This is a genomic window from Roseobacter sp. CCS2, from assembly GCF_000169435.1.
Lineage (GTDB): Bacteria > Pseudomonadota > Alphaproteobacteria > Rhodobacterales > Rhodobacteraceae > Yoonia.
In genome coordinates, this window is record NZ_AAYB01000007.1 from 101,984 (window position 1) to 118,556 (window position 16,573).

The window sequence follows — 16,573 nt, forward strand, 5'->3', positions numbered from 1 at the left end:
GGTTTTTAAAGGGGATCATCGTGACTGAGATTGGCATTGGCATCGTTGGCGGCGGCTACATGGGCAAAGCGCATGCTGTCGCGCATTCCGCCGTTGGCGCCATCTTTGATACAGCGCTCCGTCCGCGGCTGGAAATGGTCTGCGCCAGCAACCCCACCTCTGCCGAAAAATACCGCGCGGCCTATGGATTTGCCCGCGGCACTGCGGATTGGCAGGCATTGGTCAACGACCCACGGGTCGAGGCCGTTGTTATCGCTTCTCCTCAGTCGACCCACCGCGCCATTGCCGAAGCTGCCTTTGCGCGGAACAAACCTGTGTTCTGCGAAAAACCCTTGGGTGTTGATGTTGCTGACAGCCGCGCAATGGTCGCAGCGGCAGAAAGCTCTGGCCAGATCAACATGTCCGGTTTTAACTACATCCGCACACCCGCGTCCCAATTCGTGCGTCAGATGCTGGACGCAGGCGAAATCGGCGATATCACAGGGTTTCGTGGCGAACACACCGAAGATTTCATGGCCGACCCGGCCGAGCCTGCCACATGGCGCAGCCAAGGTCAGGCCAACGGCTGCATGGGCGATCTGGCCCCCCACCCGATCAACTGCGCCCTGCGGCTGATAGGGCCCATGACCGAGCTGATTGCAGAGGTCGAAACCGTGATCCCCGAACGCCCCGGCGGGACGGTCACCAACGATGATCATGCGCAAATCATGTGCCGCTTTGCCTCTGGCGTGTTGGGCAACATCTATGTCAGTCGCGTCGCCACCGGGCGCAAGATGGGCTATAAATACGAGATTACGGGCACGAAAGGTGCCATCTATTTCGACGGCGAAGACCAGAACGCCGTGCATCTTTATAAAATCACTGGACCAGAGGCGCAGCGCGGTTTCACCAAAATCCTGACTGGCCCTGCACACCCTGATTATCAACCCTTCTGCCTCGGGCCCGGTCACGGCACTGGTTATCAGGATCAGATCATCATCGAGGCCAAGGATTTTCTGACCGCCATCCATACCGGCCAAAACCTCTGGCCCACATTCCGCGACGGGATGGAGGTGAACCAGATCGTCGCCGCCTGTCACGCCTCATCCACCGCGCGCAGCTGGCGCAATATTTCTGACTTTTAATGAAAGCCCTGCCATGACCATCAAAATCGGCAACGCGCCCTGTTCATGGGGTATCGAATTCGCATCCGACCCCGCCTACCCCACATGGCAATCTGTGCTCAGCCAATGTGCTGGCGCAGGCTACAAAGGGATCGAGTTGGGGCCGATTGGCTACATGCCAGAGGACCCTGCGATTTTGCGTGATGAACTGGCCAAGAACGACCTAAACATCATTGGCGGCGTGGTCTTCCGCCCGTTCCATGATCCGGCAAAATGGGACGAAGTCGTCGATGCCTCAAAGCGCACCTGCGAAGCGCTTGTGGCCCACGGCGCACAGCACCTTGTGCTGATCGACAGTATTTCGCCCCGCCGCGCCCCGACCGCAGGCCGCGCCGATGAAGCCGAACAAATGGACACTGCCGAATGGGCCGCCTTTCGTGATCGCATCGCGACCATCGCAAAGATGGGAAGTGAGGAATATGGGCTGACCGTGGGCATGCACGCCCATGCCGCAGGCTTCATCGACTTTGAACCAGAGCTGGAACGGCTGTTGGATGAAGTTGATGAAAGCATCCTGAAAATCTGCTTCGATACAGGCCACCATTCCTATGCGGGCTACGATCCGGTCGCGTTTATGAAGCGGCACATCGACCGGATCAGCTATATGCATTTCAAGGATATCGATCCTGTGGTGAAGGCGGACGTCGTCGCCAAACGCACTGATTTCTACAAAGCCTGCGGTCAGGGCATCTTCTGCAACCTCGGCCAAGGCGATGTGGATTTCCCCGCTGTGCGGCAAGTGCTGCTGGACGCGGGCTTTAAAGGCTGGTGCACGGTCGAGCAAGACTGCGACCCATCCATGCCCGGCACGCCACTGGAAGACGCCGAAAGCAACCGCAAATACCTCGAATCCATCGGATTTTGATGCAGACCCCCCGTATGCACAGCTTGTGTACGGGATGTGTACGCACTGTGTACCAACAAAATAGACCTCTGAAAGAAAGACTACTGCGATGACCAAACTCAAATGGGGCATGATCGGCGGCGGCGAAGGCAGCCAAATCGGACCGGCACACAGGCTAGGTGCAGGGCTGGATAGCCTCTTTGAATTCACTGCCGGCGCGTTGGATCACCGCCCTGAATACGGCATCGATTATGGCCAGCGTCTGGGCCTTGGCGACCGCGCCTATGGCGGCTGGGAAGAGATGCTTGAGGGTGAGAAAAAGCGCGACGATCGCGTTGATCTGGTCACCGTCGCGACACCTAACTCGACCCACTTTGCAATCACCAAAGCGTTCCTCGAAAACGGCTTTCACGTCCTGTGCGAAAAGCCCATGACGATGACGGTCGCAGAAGGCGAAGAGATTGTCGAAATCGCCAAGAAAACTGGCAATATCTGTGCGGTAAACTATGGCTATTCCGGCTATTCCCTGGTCCGTCACATGAAAGCGATGATTGCGCGTGGCGACATCGGCAAGGTCCGTTTGGTGAATGCTGAATTCGCGCATGGACACCACGCCGATGCAACCGATGCCGATAACCCGCGCGTGCGCTGGCGGTATGATCCGGCACAAGCGGGCGTGTCGGCGCAATTCGCTGATTGCGGTATTCACGCGATGCATATGGCCAGCTTTGTGACAGGTCAGGAAGTGACGAAATTATCAGCAGATACAGTGTCTTGCATTGATGTGCGCACGTTGGAAGACGACGCGATGGTGAACTTCCGTATGGATGGTGGGGCTGTTGGCAGGCTCTGGACAAGTTCGGTTGCGATTGGACGACAGCACGGTCTGGGCATTCAGGTTTTTGGCGAAACCGGTGGTCTGCGCTGGTCGCAAGAGCAGCCAAATCAACTCTACTACATGCCGCTGGGCGAACGCTTGCAGATCATCGAACGTGGCGAAGCGAACCTGTCACCAGAGGCCGACCGCACCACCCGCGTGACCATCGGCCATGCCGAAGGGATGCCACTGGCCTTTGCCAACATCTATACCGATTTGGCCGAGGCGATCAGCGCGCGCAAGGAAGGCCGCACGATGGATCCAGCGGCGAACCTTTATCCACGCGCGGAAGATGGGTTGCGGTCGATGGCTGCGGTTTACGCGGTGGCTGAATCCGGCAAAGCAGCGGGTCAATGGCTGGATGCGCGTCCACCGATGTTCAGGTAGGCAAAGCCCGCAAAGTGCCCCGTTCCACAATCGTACAGGCAAACAGCCGCGCCTCTGGGTAGCGGCTGTCGTCTTTCAGGGATGCTTCAATCAACTCAATCGAAGACGCGATAATCTGTTCAACCGGATTTCGGATCGTGGTCAGGTTGATATTTGCCCACCCCGCCATCTCCATATCGTTTAGCCCAATGATCCCAATATCTTGCGGGACGCTCAGACCTGCATCCTCAATGGCCGATAGCGCCCCGATGGACAGCACATCATCGCCGCAGAAATACGCCTCTGCGGGCGCTGATTGCAGCAGGCGCTGCATCTCTTCGCGGCCCGCATCGAAAGAATAGTTGCTGGCGTAGCTCACAGTCATCTCAACACCGGACGTCTTCAATACCTCGGCAAACCCGGCGAAACGGTCCTGCGTTGAAGTCGCCGATTTCGGCCCCCCCAGAAACGCGACACGCTTGTAACCCCGATCAATCAGCGTTTGTGCGGCCATGCGCCCCGCTTCAATATTATCGATCCCCAACACGTTCACCTTGGGGCTGGGCGATTGCCGCCCAAAGGAATGGACCACCGGCACGCCAGCATCCCTGAACGCTTCGGCAAAGGTTGCGGGCAATGTGGATGAGGCGACAATCACGCCATCAACCGAATAGGCACGCAGCATGCGGATTGAATTTTCAGGGTCCACCTCATCCGTTAAATTCACCAGCAATGGGCGCAAGCCACGGGCCTGCAACCCTTTGGTAAACAGATCAAAAACCTCTAGAAAGATCGGGTTGTGAAAGTTGTTGGACACCAATCCAATCAACTTGGTCCGCCCGGTTGTCATCGCTGAAGCCAGCGCATTGGGGCTATACCCCAGTGCTGTTGCGGCTTTTTCAACCTTGGCCCGCGTCTTTTCAGAGACGGAAGCGCCTTCGGTATAGGTGCGTGACACAGCAGAGCGGGACACACCCGCGCGCATCGCGACATCTTTTAGCGTCACCGCCACTTATCTGCCTCCCCTTGCGTCCTTTTCAGCTTGTGCGGCCACTGCCGCCCAATCTGCCGTATAAAACTTCCAGATTGCCGTGACGCCTAAGGCAAAAAATATCAAGGCCCAGAAGGCCTGACCATTCGCCAATTCGACCATTGCCCAAAGAATGGGCACAACGGCCGTCAGCACCCTGCGCCATACGGGCAGAAAGAACGGAACCGCAAGGTCAAAGAATTTCGGTTTCGGGCGGTCAGGCGGCGCCTTCATATTCTGCTCCGGTTTTTGCGCCGGTGATATAGGCCACGACATCCTGCCCGTCAGTATCCTCTTTATTGAGGTTGGCGACAATACGGCCCCGGCGGAACACGATAATCCGGTCGACCAGATCAAACACCTGCCGCATATTGTGCGACACAAGGATCAGGCTTTCGCCCTGATCCTTCAGCGTGCGGACAATATTTTCAACCTGCGCAGTTTCCTGCACGCCAAGGGCGGCTGTGGGTTCATCCATGATGGTCAGTTTGCTGGCGAAGGTCGCGGTGCGTGCGATGGCGACACATTGACGTTGACCGCCCGACATATTGGCGATGGTGTTTTTGATATTTGGGATTTTCACACCCGTCTTTACCAAGCCCTTTAACGTGTCGTCGCGCATCGCTTTGTAGTCAAGAAACCGGAACGGCCCCAGCCAATCAAACTTGGTTTTTTCACGCCCCAGAAACAGGTTATCGGGTACGTTTAAATCATCGGCCAAGGCCAGCGTTTGAAACACCGTCTCAATCCCCGCTTCACGCGCATCCAAAGGTCCGCCAAAATTGACCTCTTTACCGTCAAAAACCACGGTCCCGCGTGTGCGTTGTTCCACCCCGGTGATCTGGCGCACAAAGGTGGATTTCCCTGCCCCGTTGTCGCCCATGATCGCCACGTGCTCTCCGTGTTTCAGGACAAAATCAGCGTCTTCAAGGGCATGTACACCGCCATAGTGTTTGGTCAGGCCTTTGGTTTCCAGAATAGTGTCTGACATATCTTAGCCCCCTTAAGCCCGCGCTGCCGCACGTTGTTGTTGCCATTGATCCAATGCCACCGCACCCACGATGATCATCCCCAGCACCATTTCCTGATAGAATGCGCCAAGGCGCAAAAAGGTGAAACCAGAGGTGATCACGCCGATGATCAGCGCCCCGATGACCGTGCCAATGATCGAACCCCGCCCCCCAAACAGTGACACACCGCCGATCACAGCCATTGCAATCGCCTCCAACTCATAGGTCAGACCCATACCGGATTGCGCGGTCAGGTTCTTGGAGGTCAGGATCACCGCCGCCAGACCCGCCAGCATACCGGCGATGACATAGACCAGCACCAGATGGCGCGGCACGTTGATGCCGGACATGCGGGCGGCCTGTTCGTTTGAGCCGATGGCGTAGGTGTGTTTGCCGTAAACGGTATAGTTCATGATGATGTGAAACAGCACGGCCAGCGATAAAAAGATGATCACAGGCATCATACCCGCACCGATCTTTGCATAGCTTTCTGTGGGGAAAGACACCGGGTTACCCAGCGACCACCACTGTGCCACGCCGCGCGCAAACAGCATCATACCAAGGGTCGCAATAAAGGGTGGGATGCGGGAATAGGCCACCAGTATGCCGTTGATCAGACCGGCGGCGAAACCCACTGCAAGACCCACGAACACCGGCACGATCACGGGTAAATCAAGCGCCCATTCGCCAAAGATAGCTTTGGGGTTTGGTGCGCCGTTCACGGTTGCCACTTGGGCAAAGCTCATGGCAATCATGGCTGCGGCACCCACGACAGAACCAGAAGACAGGTCAATCCCCGCAGTGATAATCACTTGCGTGACACCAATGGCGATAATCCCGATAATGGCGACCTGAATGATGATGATGCGCAAACGCGCCTCGTTAAAGATACTGTCAAAACGGTCGTTCGTATCGAAAAGCAGGCTTTGTCCGACAAAGATCGCGCCCAGCACCTCAAAGATAATGATGATCAGGATCAGGGCACCAAACACGTTCAATTCGTTGGGCCACTGGCGCTTTGATTTATCGAACGTCAGTCCGCCGACGCTGTCACTGTTGTCTGACATCAGTCAGATCCCTCCCCTGTCATCATTTGCTTATTGGCCGCGCGAGGGCAGTGTCTCGCCCTCGCACAGGTGTTTTGCTTACTGAATAAACTCAGACACGTTGTCTGGTGTGACCAGCTTGAACGGGATGAAGACGGTTTTATCGACTTCTTCACCGTTGATCAGCGCAATCGCCGTATCAATGGACCCCGCACCCTGACCGGCAAGGTCCTGAAACACGGTGACGTCCATATCGCCCGCCTGCATGGACAAAAGCGCATCAGACGTCGCATCAACGCCACCCACCTGCACGCTATCCATATCAATTCCGGATGATTTCATCGCCTGAATCGCACCGATTGCCATTTCGTCGTTGTTGGCGAAAACAGCGTCGAAAGGCTCGCCCGAGGACAACCAGTTCGTCATCAGGTCAGAGGCTTCGTCACGTGACCAGTTCGCTGTCTGACGGTCGATGATGGTGATGAAGTTACACATATCCATGCCGATCACATCATCGACATCCTTGGTCCGCTGCACAGCCGCCTGGTTGGACAGCTGCCCCATCAGGATGTACGCCGTCGCACCGCCGGATTTACCTTCGGCCCGCAGGTTCTTGCAAATCTCGAACGCTTTTAGCGTACCAGACTCGATCTCGTTGGACGCAACAAACGCCTGACCATCGGGCAAGGTATCCATGTTGATCGGCTGACGGTTGACGTAAACCAGCGGCACACCGGCAGAGGCGGCCGCATTGGACATGGCTTCGGTTGCATTTGTATCCACCGCATTCACGATGATCGCATCAACGCCGGACGCGATAAAGTTATTGATCTGGTCCAACTGCTTGGCCACATCATCAGTCGCGTCTTCGATTTGCAGGCTAACGCCATCCAGCGTGGCCTCATGTGCCGTCATGCCGTTGCGCATCACGGTCAGACCGTTGTCATCAAAACGCGCGACCGACACACCAATTTGCTGCGCCATCGCAGTTGTGCCCAGCATGAGCGTTGAAAGGCCAGCGGCCAGTAGAATCTTCTTCATGGTTTCCTCCCAAGGTTCGCGCCCGGCGCACGAGATACTAAAACCGGGACCTCTGTTTGAGGCGATTGGTTCATTGAACGGGGCGCTGCTGCGCAGATTTAGGGGTTGCCGCAGTTCATTGATTTTGCAGCCCATCGTCCCCTGATCTGGTTCAGCCAAGACAGCAGTTTTGAACAAACGCCCCCCGATACTGTCAGTTATCTTAACGCCGATTCATTTTTTTGCAACCGGTTGCATTTTGTGTGGCAAGGATCAGAATACGGTGCCTATAGGTGTTTTGTCGGTGTACCTGCGTCGCGGTCTGCCGCATAATCGGGCGTATGACGCTTGCCCGCCGCCGCATTTTTGGATTGGTCGCAGCCATCGCCCTGATCACGGCGTTGGTGGGTGCGCTGTCATTTCCAGCGCTTGAGCGGCAGTACATGCGCCAGCAGGCGGCCCAGGATGCCGTCCCGCTCAACCTTGCTGCTGAGGGTCTGCGCGCGGCCCTTGAACGTTACGCCCCCCTGCCCGCACTGATTGCCGAACGATCTGAACTGACGCGGTTGTTGAACAACCCAAATGACCCTGCACTGATCAACGCCGTGAACGAAGACTTGCGCCAGACAGCAGCCACCGTGAAAGCGTCTGACGTTTATCTGATGGATATCTCGGGGCGCACGATCGCCGCTGCATCCTACCGCGAAGCGGGCAGTTATCTGGGCCGTAACTTTGACTATCAAAGCTATTTTACCCAAGCACTGAACGGTGATTTATCCAGTTTCTCTGTCTACGGCACAACAACGGGTGAACGCGGCTATTTCTATGCAGCCCCCGTTGAAGATGGCGAACGTATTGTTGGTGTGCTTGCGATCAAATTTAACATCTCGGCCTTTGAGAGCATCTGGCGTGGTGCCGACAGTGAATTCATGGTCGCGGACCGCAACGATTTTGTATTCATGTCTTCGCGCCCTGATTGGCACTTTCGCGCCATGCGCCCGCTAAGCGACGCAACGCTTCGGTTGATCGCGCAGAACTTACAATATCCTATCGACCGGATTGACCTTTTGCCGATCACATCGACCCCGCTGAACGACGACGCCCAACAAGTCTATATCGAAGGCGAACCGCGCGAGAGTTATGTGCTGACGTCCCTGCATCTAACCGATCTGGATTGGACCATGTCTGCGCTATCGCCACGCAGGCCCGCTACTTTGCGTGCGCTCAATACCCTCCTCATCGTGGGGCTGACGGCCCTGCTGGCCCTGACGGCACTTCTTGCGTATCTTCTGAAACAGGCGCGACAGGCCGAAGCCTTGGCAAAAGAACAAGAGGCCAAACGCGTGTTGGAAGCCGCTGTTGCGGAACGCACGGCAGACTTACAGACCGCCTTGGGGGATCTCGAGCGCACCCAAACCGACCTTATCCAAGCTGGAAAGCTATCCGCGCTGGGGCAAATGTCAGCAGCGCTTAGCCATGAATTCAACCAACCGCTGGCAGCGGTAAAATCCTATGCCGATAACGCCGCAGAGTTTCTTGAACGCGACCGTTTACCAGAGGCGCAGGACAACATTTCTCGCATCTCAAAGATGGCGGATCGCATGGCGACAATTTCCGCCCATCTGCGCAACTTTGCAAGGCGACCACAGCAAGCGACGGGGCCGCTTTTGTTCAATGCCGTTATTCAAGACGCGCTTGCCGTGATTGAGATGCGGTTGACGTCAGAAGGCGGCCAAGTTGCCTACACGCCACCAGAGGCTGAAATTTGGGTTGTAGGTGGCCATGTACGTTTGCAGCAGGTGATTGTGAACCTGATCAACAATGCACTCGACGCAATGGAGGATCAATCGCAACCTGTGGTCACGCTTACGCTTGCGGACACCACATTGCTTGTGCGCGATACCGGGCCGGGCATTGAGCCGACAAAAGTCCGCAACATATTTGATCCGTTCTTTACAACAAAAGCGCCGGGCAAGGGTCTTGGGCTTGGTTTGTCGATCTCGTACAACATCGTCAGCGACTTCGGCGGCACGCTTTCTGCGGCGAACCATCCTGATGGCGGTGCCGTGTTTTCTGTCACGTTGCAGCCCGCAACGGTGGTTGAGGTCGCGGCCCAATGAAGCAAACCGTTCTGTTCGTTGACGATGAAGAAGAGCTGCGGCACGCAACCCGCCAAACCTTGATGCTGGCTGATATCCCCGCGACCATTCTTGATAAAGCCGAACTTGCCCTTGCCCAAATCAGCCGCGGGTTCCCCGGTGTGCTGGTCACCGATATCCGGATGCCCGGAAACGATGGTCTGTGGCTGATGCGCAAAGCGCTGGAGGTCGATCCAGAGTTTCCGGTGATCCTTGTGACAGGTCATGGTGACGTCAACCTTGCCGTCAGTTCCATGCGTGAAGGGGCCTACGACTTTGTCGAAAAACCATTTGCCCCGTCGCGTCTGGTATCCACCATCCAGCGCGCCCTTGATAAGCGCAGGCTCACGATCGAAAACCGCGCGCTGAAGCGCGAGGTTGGAGGCCGTGATAAACTAGAGGCGCGGCTGATTGGCCGATCCGATGCCATGGTCGCCTTGCGCAAGCAGGTACGGACCATTGCCGCGACCGATGCCGATGTGCTGATCACGGGCGATACAGGCGTTGGCAAAGACGTGACAGCGCATGCGCTGCACGATCTTTCTGCGCGTGGTCCACACCCATTCGTGCATATCAATTGCGCCGCCCTGCCCGTTGATCTGGTCGAAAGTGAGCTATTCGGCCACGAAGCAGGCGCTTTCCCGGGTGCCATGCGCGCGCGCTTTGGCAAGTTCGAATTCGCCCGCCAAGGCACTGTTTTCTTGGATGAGATCGACAGCCTGTCGGTGGGCGTGCAAGCCAAGCTGTTGCATGCGATACAAGAACGCCAGATTACTCGGTTGGGTGCCAATGATCCGGTCGCCCTTGATATTCGCATTATCGCGGCGGCGAAAACTGATCTTGCTGCGGCTGTAGAGGCAGGCACGTTCCGCGCGGACCTGCTGTATCGTCTCAATGTTGTTACCCTGCATGTGCCACCTCTTGGTGAACGGCGTGACGATATCCCGTCACTGTTCCTGAACCTCGCGGCACAGGCGGCAGCACGCTATTCCAAGCAGCTTGAAGATGTACCCGCAGATGTTCTGTCTGCGATGGCAACCCAAGACTGGCCCGGCAATGTGCGCGAATTACGCAATGCCGCTGATCGCTTTGTTTTGGGCCTTAGTCCCACGCCCCACGTAGCACAGGGCAATACGCCGGAAACCCTTGCCCAAAGAATGGCGGCCCATGAAAAATCGTTGATTCTGGCGGCACTGACAGCACAAAACGGCAGTCTGAAACAGACCTACGATGCGTTGGGTCTGTCCCGCAAAGCGCTTTATGAAAAGATGCAAAAGCATGGCATTTCCAAAGCAGATGCGGATAGCGATACCTGATCTGTCCCCTTTTCGACCCACACATCGGGCGGTTTGCCCCCTAAGCGACCCATTGAATGGTCCATTTTCCGCCTGTTACCGCAAACATCGGTTAACCCTTCTTGTCATGCCCGGTGTGGTCAGTGGAAACCTCGTCCATCCGGCTTAACTGCGTTTATGTGCAGTAAGTCACGACCTGATCCCGGAGAGATCAGCAATTTTTAGTGGAGGACGACCCTTATGAAATTCGCAGCGCTTATCGCGACAACGGCCCTGACGGCCACAACAGCATTCGCCGACGGTCACACAGCCGATTGGCCCGAAAGCTTTACCGTGGGCACCGCATCCCAAGGCGGGACATATTTCGCCTATGGGTCCGGTTGGGCGAACCTTGTAGCAGAAGAGCTGGGCCTGACAGGCGGTGGCGAAGTCACCGGTGGCCCCATGCAGAACATGGCGCTGGTGCACACAGGTGACGCGCAGTTCGGCATGACAACCATGGGTCCAGCGGCTGAATCCATTGCCGGCACAAACCCAATCGCACCCGGTCTGCAAATGACCAATGCGTGCGCAATGTTCCCGATGTACCAGACACCGTTTTCGGTCACAGCATTGTCGTCATCCGGCATCACAACCATTGCGGATATCCCTGATGGCGCGCGCATCGGCTTTGGCCCTGCTGGATCCACATCCGACACATATTTTCCACGCATGATGGAAGAACTGGGCGTGAACTTTGAACGTCGCAACGGCGGCTGGACTGACCTTGGTGGTCAGTTGCAGGATGGCCTGCTGGACGTGATCGCGTTTGCGGCTGGTGTTCCTGTGCCTGCTGTATCGCAGCTGGAAGTGCAAACAGACGTGAACATCATCGAGTTCACAGAAGAAGAGCAGACCCAAATTCAGGCGGCCTTCCCTGTAGCTGCATTTGATATCGCGGCTGACACATACACAACGCTGACCGAAGATGCGCGTTCGGTGTCCATGTGGAACTTTGCAATCGCAAACTGCGACCTGCCAGCATCCTTTGTCAAAGCAGCTGTGGATGTGGTCATGTCTGATAACGAGCGTATGGTGAACATCCACCGTGCCGCCCGTTCGACCCTGCCAGAGAACTACACAAAGAACGCAGGCGTGCTGCCATGGCACCCCGGTGCAGCCGAGTGGTTCATTGAGAACGCAGACGCTGACATCCCAGCAGATCAGATCTTTGGCAACTAAGCCTTGATCACCCCGAGGTCGCGTCACGCACGCGGCCTCGATACTCTTGATTTTTTCGACACGATTGATGCACGCTTGAGGTCCGTCAGGGCATTCTTGACGCATGCGAGGACCACACCATGACAACCGACAAGACATTAGACGACCAAACCGAAGGCCCTGTGATCGCCGAAGGTGTGGACGAAGAACCGGTTGAACATAACCGTCGCATCTTTACCGGGCGGGCCTATTTGGTCATCGCGGCAATGTCGGCGTTTTACGCGCTGTTCCATATGGCTGCATTGAATGGTTGGTCGATCCGTGGCTGGACAGGTGTTGATATTCCGTTCCTGCCGGTTTTCCCGATGGAAACCTGGAATTTCCGCATCATTCACATTGCTGGCGCGCTGATCCTCGGTTTCACGTTGTATTCGGCGCGCGCCTTTCCGGATAAAGATGCAGATAAGAATAGTGTGCTCGACTACCTTGCTTATGCCGCGCTCCTTCCTGCCATTTATGCTTGCTACACCGCCTTTGGCTTTGCCGCGCAAATCCGCGACGGGGTGATGTGGAACGGCATGGACGCCGGCATCCGCAATGCCGAGATTTACCACTACGGCTATCCGCTGATAATTGCGACGATCGCTGGTATTGTGCTTGGTTGGATGCGCCCGCGCGTGCGCGGCACAATTGCCCCGGCTGATCTGGTGCTTAGCGTCTGTGGTATCGCTGTTGCCGCGTACCTGATCACGATCTTCGGCACATTGATGCGAAACTCGACAGGGACGCAATTTGCCCCCATCGGCATGAGTATCGCTGCGGTCGCCGGGTCTGCCCTGATTATGGAGCTGACCCGCCGCGTTGCTGGTTTGGCGCTTATCATTATCGCAGGTGTTTTCCTGACCTACGTTTTTGTGGGTGATCTGCTGCCTGGGTTCCTGAACGCGCCCGACATCACCTGGCAGCGCTTTTTCAGCCAAGTTTACACTGATGCGGGCATCCTTGGGCCAACAACGGCTGTGTCATCAACCTATATCATTCTGTTCATCATCTTTGCGGCTTTCTTGCAGGCCTCCAAGGTTGGGGACTATTTCGTGAACTTCGCCTTCGCTTGCGCAGGGCGCGCACGCGGTGGCCCGGCCAAGGTCGCGATCTTCGCCTCTGGTCTCATGGGCATGATCAACGGCACATCCGCAGGTAACGTGGTGGCGACAGGTTCACTCACCATCCCCTTGATGAAAAAAGTAGGCTACAAGCCAACGACAGCAGGCGCTGTCGAAGCCGCAGCCTCAACCGGTGGTCAGATCATGCCACCGATTATGGGCGCCGGTGCGTTCATCATGGCCGAGATTACAGGCATTCCATACGAAGACATCGCAATCGCCGCGATCATTCCGGCCGTGCTCTACTTTGTGTCCATCTACTTTATGGTGGATTTTGAGGCGGCCAAACTGAACATGCGCGGCATGCGTGAAGACGAACTGCCCAAATTCAAAGATTTGGTGCGTCGCGTCTTTCTGTTCCTGCCCATCATCATTCTGATTGCAGCGCTCTTTATGGGGTATTCGGTGATCCGCGCTGGGACGTTGGCGACAGCCTCTGCCGCAGTGGTCAGCTGGTTCACGCCCTACCGCATGGGTATCCGATCAGTATCCAAAGCGTTTGAGCTGGCAGGGATCATGTCGATCCAGATTATCGCGGTATGTGCTTGTGCGGGGATCATCGTTGGTGTGATCTCACTGACCGGTGTCGGCGCGCGTTTCTCTTCGGTGCTGCTGAACATTGCCGAAGCGAACCAGTTGCTGGCCCTCTTCTTTGCCATGTGCATCGCAATTTTGCTGGGCATGGGTATGCCGACAACAGCGGCCTATGCGGTTGCAGCGTCAGTTGTCGCTCCGGGTCTTGTGCAGCTTGGTATCCCGATGCTGACAGCACACTTCTTTGTCTTCTACTTTGCCGTTGTGTCCGCGATCACGCCACCTGTGGCCTTGGCAAGTTACGCGGCCGCAGGCATATCCGGATCAAACCCAATGGCCACATCTGTGGCGTCGTTCAAGATCGGCATTTCGGCCTTCATCGTGCCGTTCATGTTCTTCTACAACGGGGCCATTTTGATGGATGGGACATGGTTTGAGGTCATCCGTGCTGGCATCACAGCCGTCTTCGGTGTGTTCTTGCTGTCCTCTGGCGTGCAAGGCTGGTGGGTCGGCGACCGGGCAGCATGGCCCATTCGGATCGCATTGCTGCTGGTTGCGCTCTTCATGATTGAAGGTGGCTGGATGTCAGACCTGATCGGGATTGCTGGTGCGGTTGGGCTGTACGTCGTTGCCCAAATAACCAAGCCAAAGGTCGCGGCACAGTAATACCGATACGACTGACTGCAAAAGGAGTGTGGCGAAAGCCACGCTCCTTTTTTTGTTTTTAAGCGGACATTTGCACAACACCTTTAAAGCCCTGCGCAACACGCTACATAAAGGCGAATGGCGCGAGAGGCGTTTTTGAGGTGTCAGATCAAGGGGCTGCGAAAATGGCTATTACACTCTGCCGCAAAATACGCTATCCCCGCCCGCAGCCTGCTGCCCAGAAATGATCACCAATCAGGAAATATGCTTTGATTGAACTCACCACTTACGAGCTTTTTGTGCTGGCCGCAGGCGCGATGGCGTTTGGTCTTTATTTGCTGATCAAAGGTGGTGACTGGACCGTCGATGCCGCCGTGTTCGTGGCCGAACGCACCGGTCTTTCACCACTTTTTATCGGGGCGACAATCGTATCTTTCGGCACCTCTGTGCCCGAACTGTTCACATCCGTAAACGCCAACCTGCAAGGGTATCCGGGCATTTCGCTGGGCAATGTCTTGGGATCCAACGTGGCCAACATTTTGCTTGTTCTGGGCGCGACGGCCTTTGTGTTCAAAGTCACCGCTGACCCCAAACATTTAGCAAAAGACCTTGCCATGATGCTGTTTGCAACGGCGATCATGGTTTACGGCATGCTGACCGATAGTTTCAGCCAGGTCTTTGGCCTGATCATGTTTGCGATCCTGGTGACCTTTGTTGTGTATCAGTACAAAACCGACAGTATCGTGCTTGAAGAGGACGATGATGACGACGAAGGCCCCGGCATTACCACAATGAAAGGCGCGGTTGTCATCTTGCTGGGTGGTGTTGCAGCACTGGCCGTCGGATCGGAACTGTTGGTCAAAGGTGCGGTGCAAACCGGGTCGGCCATTGGTGTGCCCGAAGCGGTGATCGGCATGACTGTAGTGGCCTTTGGCACATCCTTGCCTGAACTTTCCACCTGTATCGCAGCGGCGCGCAAGCAATCCGTGGGCCTGATCCTTGGCAATATTATCGGGTCAAACACCTTTAATATTCTGTCGATCATCGCCCTGACTGCGGCGATCAAACCGCTGGATGTTGATCCTGTGCTTTTGGGCATGGAACTTTGGGTAACTGTCGCGGTCGCTGTCGTCTTCTCAGCATGGATGTTCGCGGTGGGCAAGCTGACCCGGCCGATCGGGATTGCGATGATGGTGGCTTATGTGGTGTTTATTGCGGCCCAATATCTACAGCCGCAAATGGTGAACTGACCCTTCTGGGCATCCCTGTGGCCGGGCGAACCTGTTGGCGTAATGCAATCCAGGCATTTCCGGCGTCGCAGTCTTCAACATACACCTGTAATCGTCGCCGACGCCTTCGATAGTACAAAGATTGGGCGGTGATATAATGACCGTCTGCCCGTTTTCATTTGGTGCACGAACACATATGTCTGGCCCGACACAGCACACAAAAGGACCCCAGACATGAGCACAGCAGAGATCGGCTTAATCGGCTTGGGTACAATGGGGTCAGCGCTTGCATTGAACATCGCCGACAATGGCTTTGACATCGCCGTCTGGAACCGGACCGGCGAGAAAACAAAAGCGTTCCACAAAGATGCAGGTGATCTGGCAAAACGGATCACACCCACGCAAACACTGACTGCATTCGTTGGCGCGCTTAAATCACCGCGCGCGATTATTCTGATGGTGCCTGCCGGACAGGCGGTCGACGATCAGATCGCGGCGCTTCGCCCCCTGCTGGATGACGATGACATGATCATCGACGCCGGCAATGCCAATTTTCACGACACCAATCGCCGCGCCGCAGAAGCAGGCGATCTTCCGTTTCTGGGGATTGGGGTATCTGGGGGTGAAGAAGGGGCGCGCTTTGGTCCTTCGATCATGGGCGGCGGCAAACGTGCGCATTGGGACCGGGTTGCCCATATCCTGACTGCGATTTCGGCGAAACACAAAGATGCGGCCTGCGCGACATGGATGGGCGAAGAAGGCGCTGGACACTTCGTTAAGGCGGTCCACAACGGTATTGAATACGCCGACATGCAGATGATCGCCGAAGTTTACGGCATCATGCGTGATGGTCTGGGCATGGACACCACCGGCATCGCCGATACTTTCGCAAGGTGGGACAAAGGCCCGCTGCGCAGCTACCTGATTGAAATATCGGGTAAAGTCGCGCGCGCAACCGACCCTGACACCGGCGAACCGATGCTGGATGTCATTGTCGATGCTGCCGGTCAAAA

At 56.1% G+C, this 16,573-nt stretch carries 14 protein-coding genes; 9 read left to right on the plus strand and 5 right to left on the minus strand.

All coding sequences use genetic code 11. The annotated features are described in order from the left end of the window. Positions 1-20: 20 nt before the first annotated feature. The 3 genes from RCCS2_RS16400 to RCCS2_RS16410 all read left to right on the plus strand — a co-directional run bounded on the left by RCCS2_RS16400 (position 21) and on the right by RCCS2_RS16410 (position 3,271). Positions 21-1,124 carry a Gfo/Idh/MocA family protein gene (locus tag RCCS2_RS16400; RefSeq protein ID WP_008236319.1) on the plus strand — a complete coding sequence of 368 codons (1,104 nt, stop codon included), beginning with the start codon at positions 21-23 and terminating at the stop codon, positions 1,122-1,124. 13 nt (positions 1,125-1,137) lie between these two features. Then, positions 1,138-2,028: a sugar phosphate isomerase/epimerase family protein gene (locus RCCS2_RS16405; protein WP_008236321.1), complete on the plus strand. Its 891-nt coding sequence runs from the start codon at positions 1,138-1,140 to the stop codon at positions 2,026-2,028. Positions 2,029-2,116: 88 nt separating this feature from the next. Then, complete coding sequence (locus RCCS2_RS16410) at positions 2,117-3,271, plus strand: Gfo/Idh/MocA family protein (protein ID WP_008236324.1); 1,155 nt, start codon at positions 2,117-2,119, stop codon at positions 3,269-3,271. Here the strand turns inward: RCCS2_RS16410 and RCCS2_RS16415 are convergent. The 5 genes from RCCS2_RS16415 to RCCS2_RS16435 all read right to left on the minus strand — a co-directional run bounded on the left by RCCS2_RS16415 (position 3,264) and on the right by RCCS2_RS16435 (position 7,377). Continuing rightward, entirely contained in the window at positions 3,264-4,262 is a 999-nt protein-coding gene (locus RCCS2_RS16415) for a LacI family DNA-binding transcriptional regulator (protein ID WP_008236325.1), read from the minus strand. The two genes, RCCS2_RS16410 and RCCS2_RS16415, sit on opposite strands and share 8 nt — an antisense overlap. Beyond that, positions 4,263-4,514, minus strand: a complete 252-nt coding sequence (locus tag RCCS2_RS16420) for a hypothetical protein (protein ID WP_008236326.1) — start codon at positions 4,512-4,514, stop codon at positions 4,263-4,265. Further along, complete coding sequence (locus RCCS2_RS16425; RefSeq protein ID WP_008236328.1) at positions 4,498-5,271, minus strand: ATP-binding cassette domain-containing protein; 774 nt, start codon at positions 5,269-5,271, stop codon at positions 4,498-4,500. The genes RCCS2_RS16420 and RCCS2_RS16425 overlap by 17 nt, the downstream gene beginning before the upstream one ends. A gap of 12 nt (positions 5,272-5,283) precedes the next feature. Further along, positions 5,284-6,357, minus strand: coding sequence for an ABC transporter permease (locus tag RCCS2_RS16430; RefSeq protein ID WP_008236329.1), 1,074 nt, complete (start codon positions 6,355-6,357; stop codon positions 5,284-5,286). A gap of 78 nt (positions 6,358-6,435) precedes the next feature. Beyond that, positions 6,436-7,377, minus strand: a complete 942-nt coding sequence (locus RCCS2_RS16435; RefSeq protein ID WP_008236330.1) for a sugar ABC transporter substrate-binding protein — start codon at positions 7,375-7,377, stop codon at positions 6,436-6,438. Between the two features lie 320 nt (positions 7,378-7,697). Between RCCS2_RS16435 and RCCS2_RS16440 the strand changes: the two genes are divergently transcribed. From RCCS2_RS16440 to RCCS2_RS16465, 6 genes are all read left to right on the plus strand, one after another. Beyond that, positions 7,698-9,476 carry a sensor histidine kinase gene (locus tag RCCS2_RS16440; protein ID WP_008236332.1) on the plus strand — a complete coding sequence of 593 codons (1,779 nt, stop codon included), beginning with the start codon at positions 7,698-7,700 and terminating at the stop codon, positions 9,474-9,476. After that, positions 9,473-10,810: a sigma-54-dependent transcriptional regulator gene (locus RCCS2_RS16445; RefSeq protein ID WP_008236333.1), complete on the plus strand. Its 1,338-nt coding sequence runs from the start codon at positions 9,473-9,475 to the stop codon at positions 10,808-10,810. The genes RCCS2_RS16440 and RCCS2_RS16445 overlap by 4 nt, the downstream gene beginning before the upstream one ends. A gap of 219 nt (positions 10,811-11,029) precedes the next feature. Beyond that, entirely contained in the window at positions 11,030-12,010 is a 981-nt protein-coding gene (locus RCCS2_RS16450; RefSeq protein ID WP_008236335.1) for a TAXI family TRAP transporter solute-binding subunit, read from the plus strand. A gap of 119 nt (positions 12,011-12,129) precedes the next feature. After that, entirely contained in the window at positions 12,130-14,352 is a 2,223-nt protein-coding gene (locus RCCS2_RS16455) for a TRAP transporter permease (RefSeq protein WP_008236337.1), read from the plus strand. Positions 14,353-14,600: 248 nt separating this feature from the next. Then, positions 14,601-15,581 (plus strand): calcium/sodium antiporter, encoded by a 981-nt coding sequence (locus RCCS2_RS16460; RefSeq protein WP_008236340.1) that lies wholly within the window; start codon positions 14,601-14,603, stop codon positions 15,579-15,581. A 213-nt stretch (positions 15,582-15,794) separates the two neighbouring features. After that, on the plus strand, positions 15,795-16,573 hold a 779-nt coding region (locus tag RCCS2_RS16465; protein ID WP_008236342.1), incomplete at its 3' end, for an NAD(P)-binding domain-containing protein.